Origin of the sequence: Actinotalea sp. Marseille-Q4924 (assembly GCF_916618755.1) — a bacterium.
In the GTDB taxonomy this organism is placed as follows: domain Bacteria; phylum Actinomycetota; class Actinomycetes; order Actinomycetales; family Cellulomonadaceae; genus Actinotalea.
Map to the genome: position 1 here is coordinate 886,472 of NZ_CAKAKB010000003.1, position 23,329 is coordinate 909,800.

The 23,329-nt window shown below is 74.3% G+C and carries 21 protein-coding genes and 1 riboswitch; of the genes, 5 read left to right on the plus strand and 16 right to left on the minus strand.

Going from position 1 to position 23,329, the window contains the following annotated elements; translation table 11 throughout:
- Position 1: 1 nt before the first annotated feature.
- The 9 genes from LG379_RS10795 to LG379_RS10835 all read right to left on the minus strand — a co-directional run bounded on the left by LG379_RS10795 (position 2) and on the right by LG379_RS10835 (position 9,155).
- Positions 2 to 3,400 carry a pyruvate carboxylase gene (locus tag LG379_RS10795; protein WP_225754539.1) on the minus strand — a complete coding sequence of 1,133 codons (3,399 nt, stop codon included), beginning with the start codon at positions 3,398 to 3,400 and terminating at the stop codon, positions 2 to 4.
- Positions 3,401 to 3,510: 110 nt separating this feature from the next.
- Positions 3,511 to 4,098 (minus strand): MerR family transcriptional regulator, encoded by a 588-nt coding sequence (locus LG379_RS10800; protein ID WP_304522437.1) that lies wholly within the window; start codon positions 4,096 to 4,098, stop codon positions 3,511 to 3,513.
- A 188-nt stretch (positions 4,099 to 4,286) separates the two neighbouring features.
- The gene (locus LG379_RS10805; RefSeq protein WP_225754540.1) at positions 4,287 to 4,799 is read right to left on the minus strand and encodes a bifunctional nuclease family protein; all 513 of its coding nucleotides are present in this window, start codon (positions 4,797 to 4,799) and stop codon (positions 4,287 to 4,289) included.
- Between the two features lie 101 nt (positions 4,800 to 4,900).
- On the minus strand, positions 4,901 to 5,731 hold the full coding sequence (locus tag LG379_RS10810; RefSeq protein WP_225754541.1) for a MerR family transcriptional regulator: 831 nt from the start codon (positions 5,729 to 5,731) through the stop codon (positions 4,901 to 4,903).
- Entirely contained in the window at positions 5,728 to 6,153 is a 426-nt protein-coding gene (locus LG379_RS10815; protein WP_225754945.1) for an FHA domain-containing protein, read from the minus strand. The genes LG379_RS10810 and LG379_RS10815 overlap by 4 nt, the downstream gene beginning before the upstream one ends.
- 323 nt (positions 6,154 to 6,476) lie before the next feature.
- Positions 6,477 to 7,310, minus strand: a complete 834-nt coding sequence (locus tag LG379_RS10820) for a DUF881 domain-containing protein (RefSeq protein ID WP_225754542.1) — start codon at positions 7,308 to 7,310, stop codon at positions 6,477 to 6,479.
- Positions 7,307 to 7,639 carry a small basic family protein gene (locus LG379_RS10825; RefSeq protein ID WP_225754543.1) on the minus strand — a complete coding sequence of 111 codons (333 nt, stop codon included), beginning with the start codon at positions 7,637 to 7,639 and terminating at the stop codon, positions 7,307 to 7,309. Before LG379_RS10825 ends, LG379_RS10820 begins: the two co-directional genes overlap by 4 nt.
- Positions 7,636 to 8,550, minus strand: coding sequence for a DUF881 domain-containing protein (locus LG379_RS10830; protein ID WP_225754544.1), 915 nt, complete (start codon positions 8,548 to 8,550; stop codon positions 7,636 to 7,638). Before LG379_RS10830 ends, LG379_RS10825 begins: the two co-directional genes overlap by 4 nt.
- Positions 8,547 to 9,155: a CDP-alcohol phosphatidyltransferase family protein gene (locus LG379_RS10835; protein WP_225754545.1), complete on the minus strand. Its 609-nt coding sequence runs from the start codon at positions 9,153 to 9,155 to the stop codon at positions 8,547 to 8,549. Before LG379_RS10835 ends, LG379_RS10830 begins: the two co-directional genes overlap by 4 nt.
- Before the next feature lie 207 nt (positions 9,156 to 9,362).
- On the opposite strand from LG379_RS10835, the gene LG379_RS10840 reads away from it, so the two are divergent.
- Both LG379_RS10840 and LG379_RS10845 read left to right on the plus strand, forming a co-directional pair.
- Positions 9,363 to 9,977 carry a DUF4126 domain-containing protein gene (locus tag LG379_RS10840; protein WP_225754546.1) on the plus strand — a complete coding sequence of 205 codons (615 nt, stop codon included), beginning with the start codon at positions 9,363 to 9,365 and terminating at the stop codon, positions 9,975 to 9,977.
- A gap of 63 nt (positions 9,978 to 10,040) precedes the next feature.
- On the plus strand, positions 10,041 to 11,069 hold the full coding sequence (locus LG379_RS10845) for an LLM class F420-dependent oxidoreductase (RefSeq protein WP_225754547.1): 1,029 nt from the start codon (positions 10,041 to 10,043) through the stop codon (positions 11,067 to 11,069).
- A 6-nt stretch (positions 11,070 to 11,075) separates the two neighbouring features.
- Here the strand turns inward: LG379_RS10845 and LG379_RS10850 are convergent, their stop codons facing one another.
- Complete coding sequence (locus tag LG379_RS10850) at positions 11,076 to 12,758, minus strand: alpha-amylase family protein (protein WP_225754548.1); 1,683 nt, start codon at positions 12,756 to 12,758, stop codon at positions 11,076 to 11,078.
- On the minus strand, positions 12,755 to 13,759 hold the full coding sequence (locus tag LG379_RS10855) for a TIGR03885 family FMN-dependent LLM class oxidoreductase (protein ID WP_225754549.1): 1,005 nt from the start codon (positions 13,757 to 13,759) through the stop codon (positions 12,755 to 12,757). The genes LG379_RS10850 and LG379_RS10855 overlap by 4 nt, the downstream gene beginning before the upstream one ends.
- A 201-nt stretch (positions 13,760 to 13,960) precedes the next feature.
- Between LG379_RS10855 and LG379_RS10860 the strand changes: the two genes are divergently transcribed.
- Positions 13,961 to 14,938, plus strand: a complete 978-nt coding sequence (locus LG379_RS10860; protein WP_370634497.1) for an App1 family protein — start codon at positions 13,961 to 13,963, stop codon at positions 14,936 to 14,938.
- Positions 14,939 to 14,959: 21 nt separating this feature from the next.
- Here the strand turns inward: LG379_RS10860 and LG379_RS10865 are convergent, their stop codons facing one another.
- Both LG379_RS10865 and LG379_RS10870 read right to left on the minus strand, forming a co-directional pair.
- Entirely contained in the window at positions 14,960 to 16,075 is a 1,116-nt protein-coding gene (locus tag LG379_RS10865; protein ID WP_225754550.1) for a low specificity L-threonine aldolase, read from the minus strand.
- 69 nt (positions 16,076 to 16,144) lie between these two features.
- Positions 16,145 to 17,461, minus strand: coding sequence for a DUF6421 family protein (locus LG379_RS10870; RefSeq protein ID WP_225754947.1), 1,317 nt, complete (start codon positions 17,459 to 17,461; stop codon positions 16,145 to 16,147).
- 789 nt (positions 17,462 to 18,250) lie between these two features.
- On the opposite strand from LG379_RS10870, the gene LG379_RS10875 reads away from it, so the two are divergent.
- Positions 18,251 to 20,077, plus strand: a complete 1,827-nt coding sequence (locus tag LG379_RS10875; protein WP_225754551.1) for a DEAD/DEAH box helicase — start codon at positions 18,251 to 18,253, stop codon at positions 20,075 to 20,077.
- A gap of 62 nt (positions 20,078 to 20,139) precedes the next feature.
- On the opposite strand, the gene LG379_RS10880 is transcribed toward LG379_RS10875, so the two are convergent.
- From LG379_RS10880 to LG379_RS10890, 3 genes are all read right to left on the minus strand, one after another.
- Positions 20,140 to 20,844 (minus strand): DUF305 domain-containing protein, encoded by a 705-nt coding sequence (locus tag LG379_RS10880; RefSeq protein WP_225754552.1) that lies wholly within the window; start codon positions 20,842 to 20,844, stop codon positions 20,140 to 20,142.
- Positions 20,841 to 21,479, minus strand: coding sequence for a DUF3105 domain-containing protein (locus tag LG379_RS10885; protein WP_225754553.1), 639 nt, complete (start codon positions 21,477 to 21,479; stop codon positions 20,841 to 20,843). Before LG379_RS10885 ends, LG379_RS10880 begins: the two co-directional genes overlap by 4 nt.
- 175 nt (positions 21,480 to 21,654) lie before the next feature.
- Positions 21,655 to 22,203, minus strand: coding sequence for a cob(I)yrinic acid a,c-diamide adenosyltransferase (locus LG379_RS10890; protein ID WP_225754554.1), 549 nt, complete (start codon positions 22,201 to 22,203; stop codon positions 21,655 to 21,657).
- Positions 22,204 to 22,320: 117 nt separating this feature from the next.
- Positions 22,321 to 22,391: riboswitch (cobalamin riboswitch) on the plus strand.
- Between the two features lie 137 nt (positions 22,392 to 22,528).
- On the opposite strand from LG379_RS10890, the gene LG379_RS10895 reads away from it, so the two are divergent.
- Complete coding sequence (locus LG379_RS10895) at positions 22,529 to 23,323, plus strand: hypothetical protein (RefSeq protein WP_225754555.1); 795 nt, start codon at positions 22,529 to 22,531, stop codon at positions 23,321 to 23,323.
- The last annotated feature ends 6 nt before the right edge of the window (positions 23,324 to 23,329 follow it).

The window sequence follows — 23,329 nt, forward strand, 5'->3', positions numbered from 1 at the left end:
GTCAGGAGACGACGAGCACCAGGTCGCCGCCCTCGAGCTGCTGCACCGCCCCGATCGCGAGCCGCTGGACGGTCCCGGCGACCGGCGTCGTGATGGAGGCCTCCATCTTCATCGCCTCGATCGTCGCGACGACCTGGCCGGCCTCGACGCGCTGACCCTCCTGCACCACCGGGCTCACCGCGCCGGCGAACGGCGCCGCGACGTGGCCGGGGACACCGGGATCGGCCTTCTCCGCCGTCTCCTGGTCGACCTCGACGGACCGGTCCCGCACCTGCATGGGCCGCAGCTGGCCGTTGAGCGTGAACATGACCGTCCGCATGCCCCGCTCGTCAGGCTCACCGACGGCCTCCATGCCCACGAGCAGCCGCACGCCGCGGTCCAGGGCGACCTCGACCTCGGTGGCCGACTCCATCCCGTAGAGGTAGCGGTGGGTGTCGAGCACGCTGACGTCGCCGTACGTCGCCCGCACCTGCTCGAAGTCCTTGGTGGGGCCGGGGAACAGCAGGTGGTTCAGCCGGTCCCGACGGGTCTTCGGGTCCGCGGCGAGGTCGGCACGGTCCTGGTCCGTGAGCCGCACCATCTCGCGTCGCGCGTTGCGACCCGCCAGCGCGCGGGACCGGAAGGGCTCCGGCCACCCGCCGGGCGGGTCGCCGAGCTCGCCGCGCAGGAACCCGACGACGGAGTCGGGGATGTCGTACTCCTGGGGCGCCTCGGCGAAGTGCGACGCGTCCGCGCCGCGGGCCACGAGGTGCAGTGCCAGGTCCCCGACCACCTTGCTCGACGGCGTGACCTTCACCAGCCGGCCGAGCAGGCGGTCTGCCGCGGCGTACATCTCCTCGATGCCCTCGAACCGGTCACCCAGCCCCAGGGCGATCGCCTGCTGGCGCAGGTTCGACAGCTGACCCCCGGGGATCTCGTGGTCGTACACGCGTCCGGTGGGGCCGGGCAGACCGGACTCGAACGGCGCGTAGAGCCGACGCACGGCCTCCCAGTAGGGCTCCAGGTCGCACACGGCGCGCAGGCTCAGGCCGGTGTCCCGATCGGTGTGCTCGAGGGCTGCGACGAGGGCCGAGAGGGGTGGCTGCGACGTCGTGCCCGCCATGGCGGCGCTCGCCGCGTCGACGGCGTCGACGCCCGCGTCGACCGCGGCGAGCAGCGTTGCGAGCTGACCCCCGGCCGTGTCGTGGGAGTGGAGGTGGACGGGAAGGTCGAACCGCTCGCGGAGGGCGGAGACCAGCGTCCGGGCGGCGGCGGGCCGCAGGAGGCCCGCCATGTCCTTGATGGCCAGGACGTGCGCGCCCGCCTCGACGATCCGGTCGGCGAGCCGCAGGTAGTAGTCGAGGGTGTAGAGGTCCTCCGCCGGGTCGGTGAGGTTCCCGGTGTAGCAGAGCGCCACCTCCGCCAGGCCGGTGCCGGTCTCCCGCACCGCCTGGATGGCCGGCGCCATCTGCGAGACGTCGTTGAGCGCGTCGAAGATGCGGAACACGTCGATGCCCGTGCTCGCCGCCTCCGCGACGAACGCCTGGGTCACCTCGGTCGGGTACGGGGTGTAGCCCACGGTGTTGCGCCCGCGCAGGAGCATCTGCAGGGCGACGTTGGGCAGCGCCTCCCGGAGCGCGGCGAGGCGCTCCCACGGGTCCTCACCGAGGAACCGCAGGGCGACGTCGTACGTCGCACCGCCCCACGCCTCGACGCTGAGCAGGCCGCTCGTCATCCGCGCGACGTGCGGCGCGACCGCGACGAGGTCGTACGTCCGGACGCGGGTGGCGAGCAGCGACTGGTGCGCGTCGCGGAACGTCGTGTCGGTGACGGCCACCGCGGTCTGCTCCCGCAGGGCGCGGGCGAAGCCCTCCGGCCCGAGCTCGAGGAGGCGCTGGCGGCTGCCGTCCGGCGGCGGCGACGCCAGGTCGATCCGCGGCAGCTTGGCGCTCGGGTCGAGTGCCGTGGGCGCCACCCCGTGCGGACGGTTCACGGTGACGTCGCCGAGGAAGGCGAGGAGCTTCGTGCCGCGGTCCGCGCTCGCCTTGGCGTCCAGCAGCTCCGGCCGCTCCTCGATGAACGACGTCGCGATGTTCCCTGCGAGGAACTCGGCGTCATCCAGCACCGCGCGGAGGAACGGGATGTTCGTCCGGACACCCCGGATCCGGAACTCGGCCAGCGCTCGACGCGCCCGCCGGACCGCCGTCGGGAAGTCCCGGCCGCGGCACGTGAGCTTGACCAGCATCGAGTCGAAGTGGCCGGAGATCTCGGCGCCGGCGGCGGCGCTCGCGCCGTCCAGGCGCACTCCCGCGCCGCCCGGCGACCGGTAGGCGATGATCCGGCCGGTGTCCGGCCGGAACCCGTTGGCCGGGTCCTCGGTCGTGATCCGGCTCTGCAGCGCGAACCCGTTGACGCGGATGGACTCCTGCGCGAGTCCCAGGTCGGCGAGCGTCTCCCCCGAGGCGATCCGCATCTGCGCCTGGACCAGGTCGACGTCGGTGACCTCCTCGGTCACCGTGTGCTCGACCTGGATGCGCGGGTTCATCTCGATGAAGACGTGCTGGCCCGCCCGCTCCCCCGCCGTGTCGACGAGGAACTCCACCGTCCCGGCGTTGACATAACCGATGCTGCGCGCGAACGCGACGGCGTCACGGCACAGCGCGTCGCGGATCGCCGGGTCGAGGTTGGGTGCCGGCGCGATCTCGATGACCTTCTGGTGACGGCGCTGCAGGGAGCAGTCACGCTCGAAGAGGTGGACGACCTCCCCCGTGGCGTCCGCCAGCACCTGGACCTCGATGTGCCGGGGACGCAGGACGGCCTGCTCGATGAAGACCGTCGGGTCGCCGAAGGCGCTCTCCGCCTCGCGCATCGCCGCCCGCAGCGAGTCCTCCAGCTGGGCGGGCTGGTCCACGCGCCGCATGCCGCGGCCGCCGCCACCGGCGACGGCCTTGACGAATACCGGGAACCCGATCGCGTCCGCCGCCGCGACGAGCTCGTCGACGTCTGCGGACGGCTCCGTCGAGGCCAGGACGGGGATGCCGGCCTCACGCGCCGCCTTGAGCGCTCGGACCTTGTTGCCCGCCAGCTCGAGCACGTCCGCCGGCGGACCGATGAAGGTGATCCCGGCCGCCTGGCACGCGCGCGCCAGGTCCGGGTTCTCCGAGAGGAAGCCGTAGCCGGGGTAGACGGCGTCGGCACCGGACTCCTGGGCGACCCGGACGATCTCCTGCACGTCCAGGTAGGCGCGGACAGGGTGACCCGGCTCGCCGATCGAGTACGCCTCGTCGGCCTTCAGCCGGTGCTCCGAGTTGCGGTCCTCGTACGGGAAGACGGCCACGGTCCGGGCACCGAGCTCGAACGCGGCACGGAAGCCCCGTACGGCGATCTCGGCACGGTTGGCCACGAGAACCTTCGAGAACACAGCTCACCTCACGTCCGTTACGGGGGTGGGAGCACCGTATCGGCTCCGCGACGTGAGACGCCCGACGTCCGCGGGGCGGACGTCGGGCGGGTGGTGGGTGCGGTCGGGGCTCAGCCCGCGGTGCGCGCCTGGCGTCGCAGCGCGAGCTCGTCCACTCCCGCGCCGGCCGGGGAGTCGTCGTCTGCCCGCTCGGTGGGCAGTGCGGCGAGGGAGCCCTCGACCTCGCGCCACACCCGGCCGACGGCGATGCCGAACACGCCCTGACCGCCCTGGACGAGGTCGATGACCTCGTCGGCGGAGGTGCACTCGTAGACGCTGGCGCCGTCGCTCATGAGCGTGATCTGGGCCAGGTCGTCGACGCCCCGCTCCCGCAGGTGCGCGACGGCGGTCCGGATCTGCTGCAGGGAGACCCCGGTGTCGAGCAGCCGCTTGACGACCTTGAGCACGAGGATGTCGCGGAAGCTGTAGAGCCGCTGGGTGCCGGAGCCGGAGGCGGGACGGATGCTCGGCTCCACGAGCCCGGTCCGGGCCCAGTAGTCGAGCTGGCGGTAGGTGATCCCGGCCGCGCGGCACGCCGTCGGGCCGCGGTACCCGGTGGTGGTGTCCAGGTCGGGAAGCTCGTCGCCGAAGAGCAGGCCCTGGGCACGCTGCGGGATGCCCGGCGACGAGCTCCCGATCGACTCTCCGGTGCCGCTCACGGCCACTCCCCTTCGTCATTCCCTGCGCGCTCCGCTCGCCCGGAGGGGCCGGAGTGATGTCCTCACGCTAGGACCGCGGAGGAGGGAGGTCAACGACCGACAGGGCCGGTCGACGATCGGCGTGTCGCGTGTGCGTGTCTCAGCCTGAGGTTGAACCTCAGACCCGGCGTCCCGGACGACGTCCGGCCTCAGGAAGGGCCTGGCGGGCCACCCTCCTCACCGCTGACGAAGTCGTCGGGACTCACGGTGTCCAGGAAGGCCCGGAACTCCTCGACCTCCTCCTCCTCCCCCCGCTCCTCGACCGGCAGGCCGGACTCCTCCAGGACCGCGGGTGCACAGAGCACCGGGCTGCCCGTCCGGACCGCGACGGCGATGGCGTCCGAGGCCCGGGCGTCGACCCGGCTCCCGTTGTCCAGCACGAGCGCCGCGTGGAACACCCCGTCCACGAGGGCGACCACCTCCGAGCGCACCAGGCCGACGCCGGCGGCATCCAGGGTCGCGGCGAGGAGGTCGTGGGTCATCGGACGCGGCGGAACCGCGCCGCTCTGGGCGGCGGCGATCGCGGTCCCCTCCGTGAGCCCGACGACGATGGGCAGGAGCCGCCGCCCCTCGATGTCGAGCAGCAGCACCACCACCTGGTCCAGGGGCGCCTGCCGGCGCACACCCAGGACCTCGAGCTCCACCAGGTCGTCGTCGCTCACGGCTCCACGCTACGTCCGATGGCCCGACGGCGGCACCCGCTCCGACGGGCCCTGCGCCGTCGACCGCTCCGTCCACGCGGACGGGGTCCGGGCCGGAGGCGTCAGGGCGCGAGGTCCGCCACGCCCGCGCGCACCATGGCGGTGTGCAGCCGGCCGCACAGCTCCCCGACCTCCGCGGCCACCGACGCGGCCCTCGCCGGGCCGCCCGTCCGCTGCGCACGCAGGGGCGCCACGATCTGGTCCACGACGGACACCTGCCGGTCGGCCGCCGCGCGGAAGGACCGCAGGTGCCGCACGTCCACGCCGTGCTCCTGCAGGGCGGCCGCAGCGAGGACGACGTCGCGCGCCCACGCGGGCAGGTGACCCGACGGTGCCACGTGGACCACGCCGGCCTCGACGAGCGCGGTCACGAGCGCGGGGTCGACGCCCGTCTCCTCGGCGAGGGCGTCGACGGTGAAGCGGACCCGGCCGCCCTGCCCCGTCCGCTCGCCGTCCCGGGTCGCCAGGCGGGGCACCACGGGCTCCGCGGACTCCCCCGCGTCGAGCGCGGCGAGCTGGTCCCCGATGACCTTGAGCGGCAGGTACCGGTCCCGCTGCTGACGCAGCACGTAGCGCAGGCGCTCGACGTCGGCCGGGCTGTACTGGCGATACCCGCCCGCGGTGCGCCTCGGCTCCACGAGCCCCTGCTCCTCGAGGAAGCGCAGCTTGGACGGCGTCACCGTGGGGAAGTCCGGCCGGAGGTCCGCCAGGACGTCCGAGATCCGCATCGACGGCTCGCGGGACAGGCCGGGCGGCCACGCCCGTTCGACCTGCTGCCCGTCACCGCCGAGCGGGGCGGGAGCGTGGGCCGTCCCCCCCGGCCGCGCGCTCTCCGCGTCGCGCTCCTGCCGGCCGACCCGGTGCGCCGCGGCGGCGCCCGAGCCGGACGTCACGACCGGGCGCCCTGGTCGCCGGACGCGCGCGCCGGGCTCGGGTGGAAGGTCATGCGGAACTTGCCAATCTGCACCTCGTCACCGGCCCGCAGCACCGCCTGCTCGATCCGCGTGCGGTTGACGTAGGTGCCGTTGAGCGAACCGACGTCGCGCACGACGAACCCGGCACCCTCCCGGACGAACTCCACGTGCTTGCGCGAGACGGTGACGTCGTCGAGGAAGATGTCGGCGTCCGGGCTGCGACCCGCGACGGTGCGGTCGGCGTCCAGGAGGAAGCGCGCCCCGGCGCTCGGGCCCCGCTGCATGACGAGGAGGGCGGACGTCGGCGGCAGGGCGGCCACGGCCGCCTTCTCCTCGCCGGACAGCCCCGCCGGCGAGACGTCCTGCTCGACCGGGACGATCACGCCCGGACCGAACGACATGGTCGTGTCCGCCGAGGCCCAGCGCGGGTCCTCCGGCTCACGTCCGCGCGGGTCCTGCGCGTCACCCTCGGTCATGGCTCCTCCTCGGCGTAGCGGTCGTGACCACTGCGACGGATGGTCCGCTCACCCGAGCGGACCGCTGACGGGACGCCCGGAGGACGACCGCGCACGCGCGACCTGCCTCCAGGGCCCGCCGGGGGCCGTCCGACGCGGGTCACGCCCACGTCCGGCGCGGTCCCGCGACGGTGCAGCCACAGCCTATGCGCAGGCCAGGCGACTCGGCAGCCCCGGGTCGCCCCGACCGACGGCGTCGCGGCACCGGATCACCCCTCCGGCGGCACGGGGGTCGCGAACCGCGGCGCGACGGGCTCACGCGTGGCCGACACCTCGACCTCGTCCATCTCCGTGACGGTCGTCGTGCCGCCGACCCCGCGCACCTGCGCCATGGCGCCGCCCGGGATCTGCAGGGCGCTCGCCATCGTGGACGGGTCGCCGATCGCGCGCCACCGGTACGGGGGCTCGATCGTCTGACCGTCCGCGAGCATGACGCCCTCCGGACCCTCGACGAAGTAGCTCGACGCGGTGAGCCGCACGTCGTTGACCTGGACGGCCTCGGCGCCGGCGTTGCGCAGCTCCTCCAGGACGTTGTACAGCGTCAGCGGAGGGATCTGACGCTCCGTGACCCCCAGCGTGATCTGCACACCCGGGCCTACCGCCGGGAGGCGACCGGCCAGGATCCCCTGCACGCGGGCACGCTCCTGGGCTGCCTCCCGGGCGGCCAGCTCCGTGTCGGTGCCCGTCACGAGCTCCGCGCGCTGGGACCGCAGCGCCGCCACCTCGCTCTGGAGCTCCTCGCCCCTCTGGGTGACCTCGTCCAGGATCCGCACGAGCTCGTCCTGGCGCAGCGAGGCGAGCCCGTCGTCCCGGTTCTGCTGGACCTGCACGACGAGCGCGAACCCGACGAGCGCCGCCAGGAGCGCGACCGCCGCCTGCGCCTTGGTGGCGCGGGGCGCCAGCGCCCGGCCCAGGGTGCGCCAGGACCCGCTCACGGTCGGCGCGACGTCGTCCGCGGGCGGGGGCACGGCGTGGTCCCGGGAGCTCTGCTCCCGGTCCGGGGGCGTCTGCCCCTGGTCCCTGCGGGGGTCGTCGGCGGTCATGCCCGGAACAGGTGCCGCCGGATGGCGGCGGCGTTGGAGAAGATCCGGATCCCGAGGACGACGACCACCGCCGTCGACAGCTGGGTGCCGACGCCGAGCTGGTCGCCGAGGAAGACGATGACGGCCGCGACGACGACGTTCGACAGGAAGGAGACGATGAAGACCCGGTCGTCGAAGGTGCCGTCCAGGAGCGCCCGGAGGCCACCGAAGAGCGCGTCGAGGGCGGCGACGACCGCGATCGGCAGGTAGGGCTGCAGCACGGCCGGGACCTCCGGCTCGAGCACCAGGCCCACGAGGGCACCCACGAGCAGCCCGAGGATCGCGATCATGAAGCCCCCTCCTGCGCCGGCGTCTCCGTCGACGATGTCACATCGACCGTGGTGGTCGCGTACCGCAGCCCGCGCGCGGAGCCCGCCGGCAGATCGAGCTCCTCGGCGGTGCTCACGGTGGCGGTGATGCCGTAGGTGCTCTCCAGCGACACGAGCGTCGCCGCCGCGGAGGACCGGGCGAACCGGGTCTGCATCGTCGCCGGGTCCCCCACCGCCTCCACGCGGTACGGCGCGGTCAGCGGGACGAAGTTCACCCAGATCGTCTCCCCCGCCGTCCGGACCGTCGTCAGGGACGTGAGCCGCTCGCCGTTGACGGCCATCGCCTCGGCACCTGCGGCCCAGAGCGCGTTGACGACCATCTTGAGGTCCACGTCCTGCACGCGGCTCTCCGGGTCCGCCGCGCCCTGCTCCAGCACGGCGCCGTCGTCCAGCTCGACGACCAGCCCCGGCCCGCCGACGGGGACGGCCCCCGCGAGCAGCTCCAGACGGCGCAGCTCGGCGACGAGCGTCGGGTCGGAGACACGGAGCAGCCGCTCCTGCAGCTCCGCGATCTCGTCGCTCAGCTGCCTGCTCGTCGTCTCCAGGTCGTCGCGCTCGGCCGTCCGGTCGGTGATCTCCTCGACCAGGAGCGCGCGCCCCTCGTCGACCGCGGCCGCGGGCGCCCGCAGCGACAGGATCGCCGTGACGGTCAGGAGGCCCAGGAGCCCGCTGAGCACCGCGGTCACCATCCGACGCCGGCCACCGTCCTTGTCGGAGCCGCCCCCTCCGGACGAGGGCCGCGACGGGCCGAGTCGCACCGGCCGGTACATGACGTCGTTGAGCAGGCCCATGGAGGCGTCGACCGCCCGGGCGGGCGGGACGCCGTCACCCCGCCCGGTGGCCCGTGACGGCCGGGGCTCACGGTGGCTCATGCGGTGACCGGTCCGCGCCGCAGCTCGCCCACCGCCTGCCGGACGTAGACGGCCCCGGCGAGCCAGTACAGGCCCATGCCCCACCACGCGAAGGCCCAGCCGACGACGCCAGCGGCGAGCCCGATGCCGTTGTCCCACCGGGCGAGCAGGAGGAGGGGGAACGCGTACAGGAGCGCGAACGTGCCGGCCTTCCCCACGAAGTGGACCGGCAGCGGGCCGACGTGGCGCGCCATGAGGATCGCGAGCACGACCGCGAGGATGAGGTCGCGACCGACGACCGCGACGAGCAGGCCCGGCGGGACGACGTCCCGTGCCGTGAGCGCCACGAGCGTCACGACGATGAAGAGCCGGTCCGCCGCGGGGTCCAGCAGCTCACCGAGGCGCGACTGCTGGCCGAGCCGTCGCGCCAGCATGCCGTCCAGCCAGTCCGACGCGCCGGAGATCGCCAGGACGGCGAGCGCCCAGCCGTCCTGCTCCTGCGCGAGGAGGACCGCGAACACGGGGACCAGCGCGAGCCGCAGGGCGCTGATGACGTTCGGCACGGTGAGGACCCTCGACCCGGCCGACGGCGTCTCCGCGCCGCCGGGTGCACCGAGGTCGGTCACCGTCGCCCCACCGTCCTGTCCGGACCCGCCCCCCGACCTGCACCGGCCGAGGCGCGGGTCGCCCACCGCCCGTTCCTGCAAGACCGTGCGCCGTGCGCCCGACCTGCGACGATCCTACGGGTGCGGTGGTGCGTGCCCGGGACCTTCGACGCCCGGCTCGCCGCGGGGAGTCGGGTCCCGCGCCGCACCGCCTGCCATGCTGGGGGGATGCTCGAGGTGCTCACGGCGACCGGTCTGGCGACCGCCGCAGGGCTCAACGCCGGGCTCCCGCTCCTGCTGCTGGGTGCCGCCGCCCGGTGGACACCGCTCGTCGACCTCCCCGTCGGCTGGACCTGGCTCTCCCAGGAGTGGGTGCTGGCAGTCCTGGCCGTGCTCGTCGTCCTCGACGTCGTCGCCGACAAGGTGCCGGGGCTGGACCACGTCAACGACCTCGTGCAGACCGTGGTGCGCCCCACCGCCGGCGGTCTGGCGTTCGGTGCCGGCGTGGGCTCGACCACCGTGGCCGTCGAGGACCCCACCGCGCTGTCCGATGCCGGGGTCTGGGTGCCGGTCGCCCTCGGGGTCGTCCTGGCCCTGGCCGTGCACGTGACCAAGTCGCTGTCACGGCCCCTCGTCAACGCCGCGACGCTGGGGGTCGGCGGCCCGGTCGTCAGCGCCGTGGAGGACGCGACCAGCCTCTCCCTCAGCCTCGCGGCGCTCCTCGTCCCCGTGCTCGTGGTGGTGCTCGTCGCCGTCGTCGTCGCCGTGGTGGTGCGCGTGACGCGCCGCCGCCGCCGACCCCCGCCGCGGGCTCGCGCGGCCCTCGACGAGCCCGCCCGCTGACGCGGCCGCCTTCCCGCCGACCCGACCGGGGCCGGCGTCCCGCACATGACGGAGGACTCGACGATGCGTCTCGGACACCACCTCGGCTACTGGTCGGCCGGGCCGCCGGCCGGCGCGGCGGACCTCGTGCTGGAGGCCGACCGGCTGGGTGTCGACTCGGTGTGGACCGCCGAGGCGTACGGCTCGGACGCCCTCACCCCGCTCGCCTGGTGGGGCAGCCGGACCGAGCGGGTGCGCCTGGGCACCGCCATCGCGCAGATGTCCGCGCGGACCCCGACGGCGACCGCCATGGCCGCCCTGACGCTGGACCACCTCAGCGGCGGTCGTTTCACCCTCGGGCTCGGCGTCTCCGGTCCGCAGGTCGTCGAGGGCTGGTACGGCCAGCCGTACGACAAGCCCCTGGCGCGCACCCGGGAGTACGTCGGCATCGTCCGTGACGTCCTGCGCCGCGAGCGCCCCGTCGCGGCCGACGGCGCGTTCTACCGCCTGCCGTACGACGGCGGCACCGGGTTGGGACGGCCGCTGCGCTCCACGGTGCACCCGCTGCGGCCGGGCCTCCCCATCCACCTCGCGGCCGAGGGGCCGAAGAACGTGGCGCTCGCCGCCGAGATCGCCGACGGCTGGCTGCCCCTGTTCTACGCGCCGAGCGTCGACGGGTTCTACCGGGCGGCGCTGGCCGAGGGCTTCGCGCGGCGGTCCGCGGACCTGAGCCCGGCGGACCGCTTCGAGGTGAGCGCGACCGTCCCCGTCGTGGTGGACGACGACGTCGAGCGCGCGGCCGACGCGGTCCGCCCCTTCGCAGCCCTCTACATCGGCGGCATGGGCGCCCGGACGGCGAACTTCCACCGGGACATGGTGGAGCGGCTCGGGTACGTGAAGGAGTGCGAGACGGTGGCTGCGCTGTACGCCGACGGGCGACGGGGCGAGGCCGCGGCGGCTGTCCCGACGTCCCTCGTGCAGGACATCGCGCTCGTCGGTCCCCCGGCGGCGATCCGCGACCGGCTCGCCGCCTGGCGCGGGACGGTCGTGACGTCGCTCCTCGTCCAGGGTGACGTGACCGCCCTGCGGACGCTGGCCGAGCTGCTCGCCTGACGCGGGTCAGACGAGGCGGCGCGTGGCCGAGCCGGTGAGCCGGAGCCAGCGGTAGCCGTACCCCTCGAGCGGGACCTCGGCCGAGCCGTCGGACGCGACCGCGACCTCGCCGTCGGCGAGGAGGTCGACGAGTCGGTGCCCCTCGCCCGTGTGGTCCGGAAGCCGCAGGGGCACGGCCACGGGGTCCGAGGAGAGGTTGTGCACCGTCACGACCGTCGCCTCGTCGACGGAGCTGCACAGGGCCAGGACGGACGGGTGCGGCTGCTCGAGGACGTGGAGGGGGGCCCAGCCCATCTCCGGGCACTCCCTGTACCGCCTGACCAGGAGGGACAGGAAGGAGAGCAGGGAGTCGGGGTCGCGCCGCTGCAGGCTCACGTTGACGAACTGCGGGCCGAAGCCGCCGTCGGGCGGCTGCGTCGGGAGCTTGCGCGCCGGCGCCGAGGAGAACCCGCCGTTCGGCGCGTCGGACCACTGCATGGGCGTGCGGACGGCGAGCCGCCCCGGCACGTCGAGGTTCTCCCCCATCCCGATCTCCTCGCCGTAGAAGAGCGTCGGTGTCCCGGGCAGGGCGAACATGAGCGAGTACACCAGCCGGATGCGGCGCGGGTCACCGCCCAGCATCGGGGGCAGCCGGCGCCGCAGGCCGCGTCCGAAGAGCTGCATGTCCTCCTCGGGCGCGAAGGCGGCGAACACCTCCTGCCGGTGCTCCTCGGACAGCTTGTCCAGCGTCAGCTCGTCGTGGTTGCGGACGAAGTTGGCCCACTGGCAGTCGCGAGGGATCTGCGGCCGGGAGCCCAGCGTCTCGGCGAGCGGCCTGGCGTCCTGGCGCGCCAGGGCCAGGTACATCGCCTGGTTGCCCACGAAGTCGAAGAGCATGGTCAGCTCCGTGCCGTGGCCGTCGCCGAAGAAGCGCACCGCGTCCTCGTACGGCAGGTTCACCTCCCCGAGGAGGATCGAGCTCCCGGAGCGCCGGCTGATGAACTGCCGCAGGGACGCGAGGTACGTGTGCGGGTCGCCGTAGCGGGACTCCTCGCCCTCGTCCATGCCGATGGTCTCGATGAGGAACGGCACCGCGTCCACGCGGAAGCCCGAGATGCCGAGCTCGAGCCAGAACCCGATCATCTTGGCGATCTCGTCGCGGACCCTCGGGTTCGCGACGTTGAGGTCGGGCTGGTGCCGGTAGAAGCGGTGCAGGTACCACTCACCGGTCTTCTCGTCGAGCTCCCAGATGCTGTCCTCCTGGTCCGGGAACACGACCTCGGCGGACGTGTCCGGCGGCTCGTCGGAACGCCACACGTAGAAGTCCCGGTACGGGTTGTCGGTGCTCTTGCGTGCCTCGACGAACCACGGGTGCCGGTCGGACGTGTGGTTGACGACGAGGTCCACGATGACACGCATGCCCCGGTCCTGGGCCGTCCGCACGAGCTCGACGACGTCACCCAGGGTCCCGAGCCGCCGGTCCACGCCGTAGTGGTCGGAGATGTCGTAGCCGTCGTCGAGGTTCGCCGTCGGGTAGAACGGCATGAGCCACAGGCACGTCACCCCCAGCTCGGCGAGGTGGTCGATGCGCTGGCTGAGGCCCTGGAAGTCGCCGATGCCGTCGCCGTCCCAGTCCATGAACTTCTCGACGTCCACGCAGTAGACGACGGCGTTCTTCCACCACAGGTCCGAGGTGTCGGTGATCTTCACGGGGCGCTCACCTCGTTCACCGGGCTGCGGCGGTCGCCCACGGCGTCCCGCAGCTGCGGGAGGACGTGCTCGCCGAAGGTGTCGATGAACGCGTCCTGCTCCGTCCCCACGTGGTGGAGGTAGACCTCGTCGAACCCGACCTCCGCCAGCTCGGTGAGCCAGTCGACGTGCTGCGAGAGGTCGGCGGAGATCTTGACCCCCTGGTGCACGTCCTGCGGGCGGACATGGGCCGCGGCCTGCTCGAACGCCTCGGGCGTGTCCAGGTCCCAGGGCAGCGGCGGGGAGAAGAGGTTGGTCCGCCACTGCTGGAAGGCGACGCGCTCGGCCTCCGCGGGGTCGGGGTCCCAGGAGAGGTGCACCTGCAGGACGACCGGGCCCCGGCCGCCGGCGTCGCGGTAGGCCGCCACCATCTCGCGCAGCGTGTCCAGGGGCTGGTTGATCGTCACGAGGCCGTCCGACCACGCGGCCATGCGGCGAGCGGTCGCCACCGTCACGGCCGGCGCGATGAGCGCGGGCACCGGGTCCGGGAGCGTCCACAGCCGGGCGCGGTCGACCGTGACGAGCCCGTCGTGGGTGACCGTCTCGCCGGCCAGCAGGCGCCGGATGACGTCGATGGACTCCTCGAGCCGCGCGTCGCGGAGCTCCTTGCGCGGCCAGGGCTCGCCGGTGATGTGCTCGTTCATGTTCTCGCCCGACCCCAGCGCGGCCCAGAACCGGCCCGGGAACATGGCGCCGAGGGTCCCGATCGCCTGGGCGATGATCGCCGGGTGGTACCGCTGCCCGGGGGCGTTCACGACCCCGAACCGCAGGCTCGTCGTCGCCAGCGCGGCGCCCAGCCAGGACCACGCGAAGCCCGAGTGCCCCTGGTCGGTGTTCCAGGGCGCGAAGTGGTCCGAGCACATGGCCGCGTCGAAGCCCGCCGCCTCGGCGCGCTGCACGGCCCGCAGCAAGGTGCCGGGGTGGATCTGCTCGTGGGAGGCGTGGAAGCCGAAGAGAGTCACCTGATCTTCCTACCGCTGACGCGTCGGCGGCGCCTGTCGAGCGCGGTGCGGCGCCGGGTGGGAGACTGCAGCGCTGTGGACACCCCTGACGAAGGCCGGCACCCCAGCACGCCCCCCGCTCGAGCGGGTTCCGCGCACCCCACGAGTCGCCCGCACTGGGCGGCACGGCTGGAGGACGCGGCGCTGAGCAGGCTCAACGCGGTGCTCCGACGGCGTGGCTGGGTGCCACGCGCGGAGCCCTACACCGGCTACGGCGCGACCGGCTGGGTCCGCGTCCTCGGCCGCGCCGTGCTGGCGGCCCCGGACACCACGGGCCGTGAGGTCTCCGAGCGTGACGCGGAGTCGGCGGGGCGTGCCGTGCGCGGCTGGCGCAGCTTCGTCAGTGCCCAGCTCGGCGGCGCCGTCGTGCGTGTCGAGGTCGGCGGGCGCACGCACGAGGTGACGGCCGACCGCGGCGGTTACCTGGACTCCGTCGTCGAGGCGGACCTGCCGCCCGGCTGGCACCAGGTGCGGCTGGAGCTCGGCGGGCAGTCGGTGGAAGCCCCCGTGCTCGTCGTCGACCCGGCCGCCGAGGTCGGGATGGTCAGCGACATCGACGACACGGTCATGGTCACGGCGCTCCCCCGGCCGCTCCTCGCGGCGTGGAACGCGTTCGTGCTGCACGAGAACGCCCGCGGCGTCGTCCCCGGCATGGCGGGCCTCTACCGCCGCTGGACGGCACGCCACCCGCAGGCGCCGGTGTTCTACCTGTCGACCGGTGCGTGGAACGTGGCCCCCGCGCTGCGCCGCTTCCTCCAGCGCCACGGCTATCCGGCCGGGCCGCTGCTGCTCACCGACTGGGGCCCGACGAACACCGGCTGGTTCCGCAGCGGCCAGGCGCACAAGGACGCGGCGCTGCGTCGCCTGCGCGAGGAGTTCCCCCACATGCAGTGGTTCCTCGTCGGCGACGACGGCCAGCACGACCCGGAGATCTACGGCCAGTTCGCGGCGGAGCACCCCGACGCCGTGGCCGCGGTCGCGATCCGGCAGCTCACCCCGACCGAGCAGGTGCTGGCCCACGGGACGACCGAGCCGCTGGACCGGGTCCGGCGCATGACGAGCGCCGCGACGACCGTGACCGGCCCGGACGGCAACGCCCTCGCCCTCGCGATGATCGACACCGGGCTGCTCGAGACCTGAGCCCGGCACCGGACCGCGGGGTCAGGACCGCTCGAGCTCCTCCCGCAGCGCCGCGACGAACGCGTCGACGTCGGCCTCGGTCGTGTCGAAGGCGCACATCCAGCGCACCTCACCGGTGGCGACGTCCCAGTCGTAGAAGCGGAACCGGGTGCGCAGGCGGTCCGCGACGCCGTCGGGCAGCACGGCGAACACGGCGTTCGCCTCCACCGGGCGCACCACGCGCACCCCAGGCAGTCCGGCGACCCCGTCACGCAGGCGCCGCGCCATCCCGTTGGCGTGCCGGGCGGACCGCAGCCACAGGTCGCCCTCCAGCAGCGTGACGAGCTGGGCGGAGATGAAGCGCATCTTCGAGGCGAGCTGCATGTTCATCTTGCGCAGGTACGGCAGGCCCGTGGCCGCGGCGGGGTCGAGGACGACCACCGCCTCCGCACCCATCAGCCCGTTCTTCGTCCCGCCGAAGGACACGACGTCGACGCCGGCGTCGGACGTGAACGCGCGCAGCGGCACGTCGAGGCTCGCGGCGGCGTTCGAGATGCGCGCACCGTCGAGGTGCAGGCGCATGCCGCGCGCGTGCGCGTGGTCCGCCAGCGCACGGACCTCCTCCGGCGTGTAGCAGGTGCCGAGCTCGGTGGTCTGCGTGATCGACACGACGAGCGGCTGCGCCCGGTGCTCGTCGCCCCAGCCCCACGCCTGCCGGTCGACCAGCTCGGGCGTCAGCCTGCCGTCCGGCGTCGCCACCGGCAGGAGCTTGATCCCGGCCACCCGCTCGGGTGCGCCGTTCTCGTCGGTGTGGATGTGTGCGGTCTCGGCGCAGACGACGGCCCCCCACGGCGGCAGGAGCGCCTGGAGGCTGAGCACGTTCGCCCCGGTGCCGTTGAACACCGGGAAGACCTCGACGTCGCCCCCGAAGTGGTGGGACATGACCTCGTGCAGTCGTGCCGTCCAGCGGTCCTCGCCGTAGGCGATCTCGTGCCCGACGTTCGCCCGCGCCAGCGCCTCGATCACCTCGGGGTGGACGCCGGCGTAGTTGTCCGAGGCGAAGCTGACGCGCCCGGCGGTGGGCGCGTCGTCGTCGCGCGCCGGGTCCTCGGCGGGTGCGGCGGGGCTGGGCGTCGAGCTCTCGTTCAGCGCTGTCACGGGCGGAATCCTCTCACCACGTGACAGGTCCCGACGCCCGGTGCGGGTCGGGCACGGGCGACGGCCGGCTCACGCGTCGGAGCCGGTGATCCCTGCCGTGGACGCGACGACGTCACCGATCCGCCGGGTGAGGGCCTCGTAGAACATCGAGAGCGGGAACTCGTCGGGCAGGACCGCGTCCGTCATCTCCTTGAGGGGACCGGTCAGGGGCAGCGCGTCGGTACCCTTCGCCCAGGTGGAGGCCGGGTGCGGGGTGACCGTGGACGACACGAGCTCGTAGGCAGCCAGCCAGTGCGCGATCTTCGGCCGGTCGATGGAGCGCCAGTACAGGTCCTCGATCAGTCGGCCGAGCTCGAGCACGACCTCCGGCACGCCGGACCAGTCGATCGAGAGGCGGTTGTCCGTCCAGTGCAGCACGTGGTGCTGGTGCAGCCACGCGAACAGCAGCTGCCCGCCCAGGCCGTCGTAGTTGCGCACGCGCGACCCGGTGATCGGGAAACGGAAGATCCGGTCGAAGAGCACCGCGTACTGCACGAGCCGCCCGTGCTGCAGTCCCTGGGCCTCCAGCGCGACGGCCTCGCGGAACGCCGTGAGGTCGCAGCGCAGCTCCTCCAGCGCGTAGAGGAAGTACGGCATCCGCTGCTTGATCATGAAGGGGTCGAAGGGCAGGTCCCCGCGCATGTGGGTCCGGTCGTGGATGAGGTCCCACATGACGAAGGTCTCCTCGCACAGCGCCTGGTCCGTCAGGAGACGGGCGGCGTCCGGCGGCAGCGCGAGGCCGGTCGTCTCGGCGGCGGCGCGCACGACCCGGCGGAAGCGGGCGGCCTCCCGGTCCGCGAAGATCCCGCCCCACGTGAAGGCGGGGACCTCGCGCATCGCGACGGTCTCCGGGAACAGCACCGCGGAGTTCGTGTCGTACCCGGCGGTGAAGTCGAGGAAGCGGATCGGCACGAACAGCGCGTTGGAGTAGTCGCCCGCCTCCAGCTCCGCGACGAAGTCGGGCCAGCGGACCTCGAGCAGCACGGCCTCGAGGTGCCGGTCGGGGCTGCCGTTCTGGGTGTACATCGGGAACACGACGAGGTGCTGGATCCCGTCGACGCGCTGCGCCGCCGGCTGGAACGCCACGAGGGAGTCGAGGAAGTCGGGGACGCCCATCCCGTCGTCCGCCCACCGGCGCAGGTCGACCTGGACCGCGGCGAGGTACGCGGCGTCGTGCGAGAACCGGGGGGCGAGCTCGCGCACCGCGTCCGCCACCTCGCGCGCCAGGTCGGCGGCACGCGCACGGTCCGCCGCCTCGGGCACCGACCCGTCCTTGGCCTGCAACGGCTGGAGGGCCGCGACGGCGGCCTTCAGCCGGTGCCACGCAGGGTGCGTCACCGTCTCCACCCCGCGCTCCGCGGCGGGGGCGACGGCAGCGGCCTGGGGCGCGACCCAGGTGACGAGGTTGTGCAGCAGCTCCTTGGCCCACGGGGCGTCGGGCAGGTCCGCGGCCACGACGGCGACGCGTCCCGGACCGCCGTCGGCGACGGCCCCGACGACGACGCCGCGCGCCGAGCGCAGCAGCGGCGCGGCGGCGGCGGAGAGCTCGAGCGTGGCCGCCACCGTCCCCTCGGCCTCGTCGACGCGAGCCAGGAGGTCCTCGGCCGTCGCCGCCAGGAGCCCGGCGCGGTCGCCGACGACGCCCGTCGGCTCCGGCTCGCACGGCCGGGGCCGGATGCCGATCCGGTCGAGACGAGCCACCACGCCGGCGTCCCACCCGGCCGCCCCGCCCACGACCACCAGCCCGGCGCCCTCGTCCAGCCGGAGCTGGTCCTCCGGGGTGAGCACGTCGTCCGCGGAGCGCACGAGCACGTCGGTGCGGGTGGCGAGCATCAGGGGTGGTCCTCTCGTCCGGCGGCCGACGTCGTCGTCGCCCGCTTCTCTGGGCTACTGCACGGTACGGCTCTGTCCAGATCGTGGTCAACGTCGTCGGAGTCGGGGTCCGTCAGCGCCGGTCCACAAGCAGAAGGCATTGTGCGCTGCGCAACAAGGGTCCGCGCGTCCGGCCGTGCCGGGTGATCGACGTCACCGGGCCTCGGGCGTCAGGCCCTACGCGGACGACCATGGGCGCCGTAGACTGGTTCGGCTCGCGTCGTGTGCCCGGCGCTCCGCCCCACGACCGAAACGGGACGCCCCATGCCCTCCCCCCACTCCCCCGACGCCCCCGAGCCGACCGCCGACGAGCGGTTGCCCGACCTCGTCGAGCTGGGCCTCCCGGAGGCCCTCCTCCAGGCCGTCCTCGACCTCGGCTTCGTGCGCCCGACCCCCATCCAGGCGGCGACGATCCCCGTCCTGCTGGCGGGCCGCGACGTCACCGGCGTCGCCCAGACGGGGACCGGGAAGACCGCCGCCTTCGGGCTGCCGCTGCTCGCGGCCGTCGAGCCGGCCACCCGCGCCGTCCAGGCACTGGTGCTCACCCCCACGCGCGAGCTCGCGCAGCAGGTCGCCGAGGCGATCACCACGTTCGCCCGCCGGACCCCCGGCGTGCGCGTCGTCGCCGTCTACGGCGGCGCCCCCTTCCTCCCGCAGCAGCGCGCGCTGGCAGCGGGCGCCCAGGTCGTCGTCGGCACCCCCGGGCGCGTCATGGACCACCTGGACCGCGGGACGCTCTCGCTGGACGCCATCCGGATGCTCGTCCTGGACGAGGCCGACGAGATGCTGCGGATGGGGTTCGCCGAGGACGTCGAGCGGATCTTCGGCGCGGCCCCGCAGCGCCGGCAGGTCGCCCTGTTCTCGGCCACCATGCCTCCCGGGATCGTCGCGGTGGCGTCGCAGCACCTCGTCGACCCCGTCCGCGTCGCGGTCGACCGGGAGTCCTCGACCGTGACGGCCGTCAAGCAGAGCTACGCGGTCGTGCCGTACCGCCACAAGATCGGCGCTCTGGCGAGGGTCCTCGCGACCGCGGACGCGGGTGCGGCGATCGTGTTCACCCGCACGCGCAGCGCCGCGGAGGAGGTCGGGCTCGCGCTCGTCGCCCGCGGGCTCTCCGCCGCCACCATCTCCGGGGACGTGGCGCAGAAGGACCGCGAGAAGATCATCGACCGTCTGCGCACCGGGGCCCTCGACACGCTCGTCGCCACCGACGTCGCGGCGCGTGGCCTCGACGTCGAACGCGTCGGGCTGGTCGTGAACTTCGACGTCCCGGGCGAGCCGGAGGCCTACGTGCACCGCATCGGTCGCACCGGGCGGGCCGGCCGGGAGGGTCGCGCCCTGACGTTCGTCACGCCCAAGGAGCGCCACAAGCTCCGCGCGATCGAGCGAACCACGCGGCAGCGGCTCGAGGAGGTCCCGCTCCCCACGCCCGCCGACGTCTCACGGCACCGCATCGTGAACCTCCTCGCCCGCACCCCGGAGCGGCACGAGGCGGGGCGCACGGAGCTCTACCGCAGCGCGCTGCAGGAGCACGTCGAGACCTCCGGCATGGACCTGCTGGACGTCGCGGCCGCCCTGGCGGCACTCGCCGTCGGTGACGACCGGTCCACGGTCGAGGAGGAGCCGGAGGTCATCGAGGAGGCGTTCGCGCCCGACGGCGGCACGCGGTACCGCCTCGCCGTCGGACACCGGCACGGCGTCCGGCCGGAGGCCGTCGTCGGCGCGCTGACCGGCGAGGGAGGCCTGACGGGACGGGACATCGGGAAGATCGACATCTTCTCCGGGTTCACGCTCGTCGAGATCACCGCGTCCCTGGGCGAGGAGACGCTCCGGCGCATCGCCGCAGCGCGCGTCGCGGGCCAGCCGCTGCGGATCCGCGTCGACGAGGGCCGACCCGGCCGGTCGGCGGCGGCCGCCACGTCGCACCCGGGCACCCACCACCACGAGCCGCGCACGCCGCGGCGCACCGGGGAGCGCAAGCACGTCGGACGCGGGGCGCCGAGCCGTGGGACCGAGCGCCCGGGCCGCGCACCGGACCGCGTGGGGCGACCGGACGAGCGTCCGCGCAAGCCACGCCACCGCGGCGTCTGAGCGGACGGCCACCGGCTCCCACCGCGATTCCGGCGTCGGCGGACGTCCGGGGTGCCCCGTCGTCAGACGCCCGACGGCGCCCCGCCGCGCTCGGCGAGCATCTCCTCCAGCAGGACCATCTCGGCCTCCTGGGCCGTGACGATCGAGGACGCCAGCCGGCGCACCGCCGGGGTCGACGCCTCCGTCGCCGCGTACTCGGCCATCTCCACGCCGCCCTGGTGGTGCGGGATCATCAGGGCCAGGAACAGCCTCTCCGCCTCCCGCCCCTCGGCCGCCTCGAGGAGCGCGAGCTGCTCGGCGCTCACGAGCCCTGGCATCTTCTCGGGCGGCCCACTGCCGTCCGGTCCGCTGCCGTGCCCGTCGTGCTCGCTCATCCACTGCATCGGTGGGCCCGCGGCCGTCTGCGCGAGGCCCCAGACCTGCAGCCACCCGGCCATCTGGCCCTGCTGGTTCTGCTGGGTCAGCAGGATGTCGAGCGCGAGCGACCGCACGGCCGGGTCGTCGGTCCGCTCCCGCACCAGGACGGACATCTGCACGGCCTGCCCGTGGTGGACCTGCATCTCGCGGGCGAAGCCGGCGTCGACGGAGGTCGCGGCGGGGGTGTCCGGGCGCAGGAGCACGCCGGCCACGAGGGCCCCGACGAGGAGCCCGACCACGCCTGCGAGGACCGCCGCGGCGGCGACGGGCAGGCGGCGACCCCCGGGTCGGTCGCCCGCCGGCACGGTGCCGCCGGTGTCGTCACGCCCAGGCCGGTCGGCCTCCGTCACGCCCCGACCCCGCCGAAGCAGGACGCTCCCGGCTCCGGGGTCTGCGGGCCCTGCAGGTACTTGACCAGGAACGGCTCGAGCCGCTCGTCGTCGACCGAGTCGACCTCGAGCTGCACGCCCCAGGCGCTCAGCGTCAGGGGGCTCGCCAGGTCCTCGAACGGGCTGACGAGGAGATAGGGGTTGGACGCGCTGAGCTCCCGCAGACGCTCCACCTGGGCCGGCTCCAGCGCGGGGTCGTAGGCGATCCACACGGCACCGTGCTCGAGCGAGTGCACGGCGTGCTCCTCGACCACCGGCGCGTCGTAGAAGCCGCAGTTCTGCCAGATCGGGTGATGGTCCCCACCCACGGGCGGCAGGAGCTCGTACTCGACGGCCTCCTCCGTGTGCAGGGTCGAGGCGATCTCGATCTCCTCCACGCCGTCGATGTCGGCCTGCGCGGCCGCGCGCACCTCGTTCTGGGCGCTCAGCTCCTGGAAGAAGAAGATCCCCACGGGGACGGCGAGCGCCAGGACGACCGCAGACACGACCCCGACGACGAGGAAGGTCCGGCGACGCTCGGCCCGCTGCTGCTCCGCCTGGACCTGCGCCAGTCGCTCGCGGCGCTCGTCCGCCGCCTCCCGCTTGCCTGCACCCACCGGGGCCTCCTCGTCCTGTCGTCGTCGGGAACCACACGTCGAAGCCCGCCCCTGCTCCACGGCGGAGGCAGGATACGTGGCGGGCGGACGCGGCGGCGCGGGCGTCCGAGCCCGTCGTCACCGCCGCCGGGTCCAACGCCGGAGGGCGTCCTGGCGTTCCCCCGCCCAGGCGCCGTCAGTCGTGGCTCGCCGGCTCCTCGGCGTCGCCCGCCGCGTGCCGCGCGACCACGAAGAGCAGGTCGGAGAGCCGGTTCAGGTAGCGCAGGACGAGGGGGCTCACCGCGTGGCCGGCCTCGTGCGCCCGGACGACGTTGCGCTCGGCGCGCCGCACGACCGTGCGGGCGTGGTCGATCGCGGCCGACGACGGCGTCGCGCCCGGGACGATGAACACCGGGCGCAGGGGACGCTCGGTCACGAGCGTGTCGATGAGGCCCTCGACCCGCTCGACCATCTCCTCCGTCACGCACGAGACGCCGGGCTTGAGCCGGTCCCGGTGAGCGGGGTTGGTCGCCAGGTCCGCAGCCGCCACGAACAGCTCGCGCTGCAGCTCCAGGAGGGCCGAGGAGAGCCGCTGGTCCTCGCACAGCGACCGGGCGACACCCATGACCGCCACCGCCTCGTCCACGTCGCCGTACGCGTCGACGAGCACGTCGGACTTCGGCACCCGGCTGCCCAGGAACAGCCCCGTGCTGCCGTCGTCGCCCGCCTTGGTGTAGATGCGCACCGCTGACCTCCTTCGGCGTCGTCCCGGTGACGACGCGCCGGGCGCATCCTCGCAGGCTCCCGGGGCGGTAGCGTGGGCGCGCCGGCCACTGGGCCGGCGCTCCATGCCCGCGAGCAGGGGAAGCCGGTCCGATGCCGGCGCTGACCCGCAACCGTAGGTCGGGACCCGTCCCGACGAGCCGGAACACCTGCCGCAGGCGAGAGGCTCCTACCGTCGAGGCATACGGGACGGAGCCCGGGTCGTCGCCGCGACCCCGGCCACCGTCGCGTGGCCCGGGCGGGCGCCGGTGCCGGGTCCGTCACGGACCGCTCAGAAAGAGGCACCCGTGCTCCCCACGTCACCCGCATCCCCGCTCGCCGCGCCGCCGGGCGGTCCCGTCCCCGCCCGTGGGCGCGTCGCCGCCCGTCGCCTCGGCGCGGTGGCGCTCGCCGCCGTCCTCGTGGCTCCCGGGGCGGCGCTCGTCGCCGTCCCCGCGGCGGCGGCAGCCGCCGCCCCTGAGGGCGCCTGCACCGACGCCCAGGGCGTCACCGTCGTCGTCGACTCGACGGACCTCGGCGGCGGGATCGAGGTCGGCTGCGCCCCGGAGGGCGGCGTCACCGGCACCGAGGCCCTGGTCGCGGCGGGGTTCAGCGAGTCCCGCGACCCGAGCGGGTTCATCTGCGCCGTGGACGGCCTGCCGGACCCCTGCCCCACGGAGTTCACCGGCGACTACTGGTCCTACTGGTTCGCGGAGCCGGGCTCGGGCTCCTGGGAGTCGTACCAGGAGGGCTCCGACACCGCGGTGACGGCTCCGGGCGCCGTCGAGGGCTGGCGGTACGGGGACGGCGGCGCGGGTCCCGACGTCGCCCTGCCGATCGCGGCGCCGGCGCCCGACGCGGAGTCGGACGCGGCTGCGGACGGCACCGAGGAGAGCGAGGACGCCGCGGCCGGAAGCGCCGACGGCACAGAGGAGGCGTCGGCGGACGCCGCCGGCCCCGCGCTGCCGCTCGTCGTGGGCCTCGGGCTGCTCGCCGCGCTGGCCGTCGCCGCCGTCGTCGTCGCGCGCCGCCGCTCGGCGCCCGCCGCGGTCGCGGGCGCCTCCGACGACGACGCCGACCTCACCACCGCGCGCCCGTCCTGACGGCGG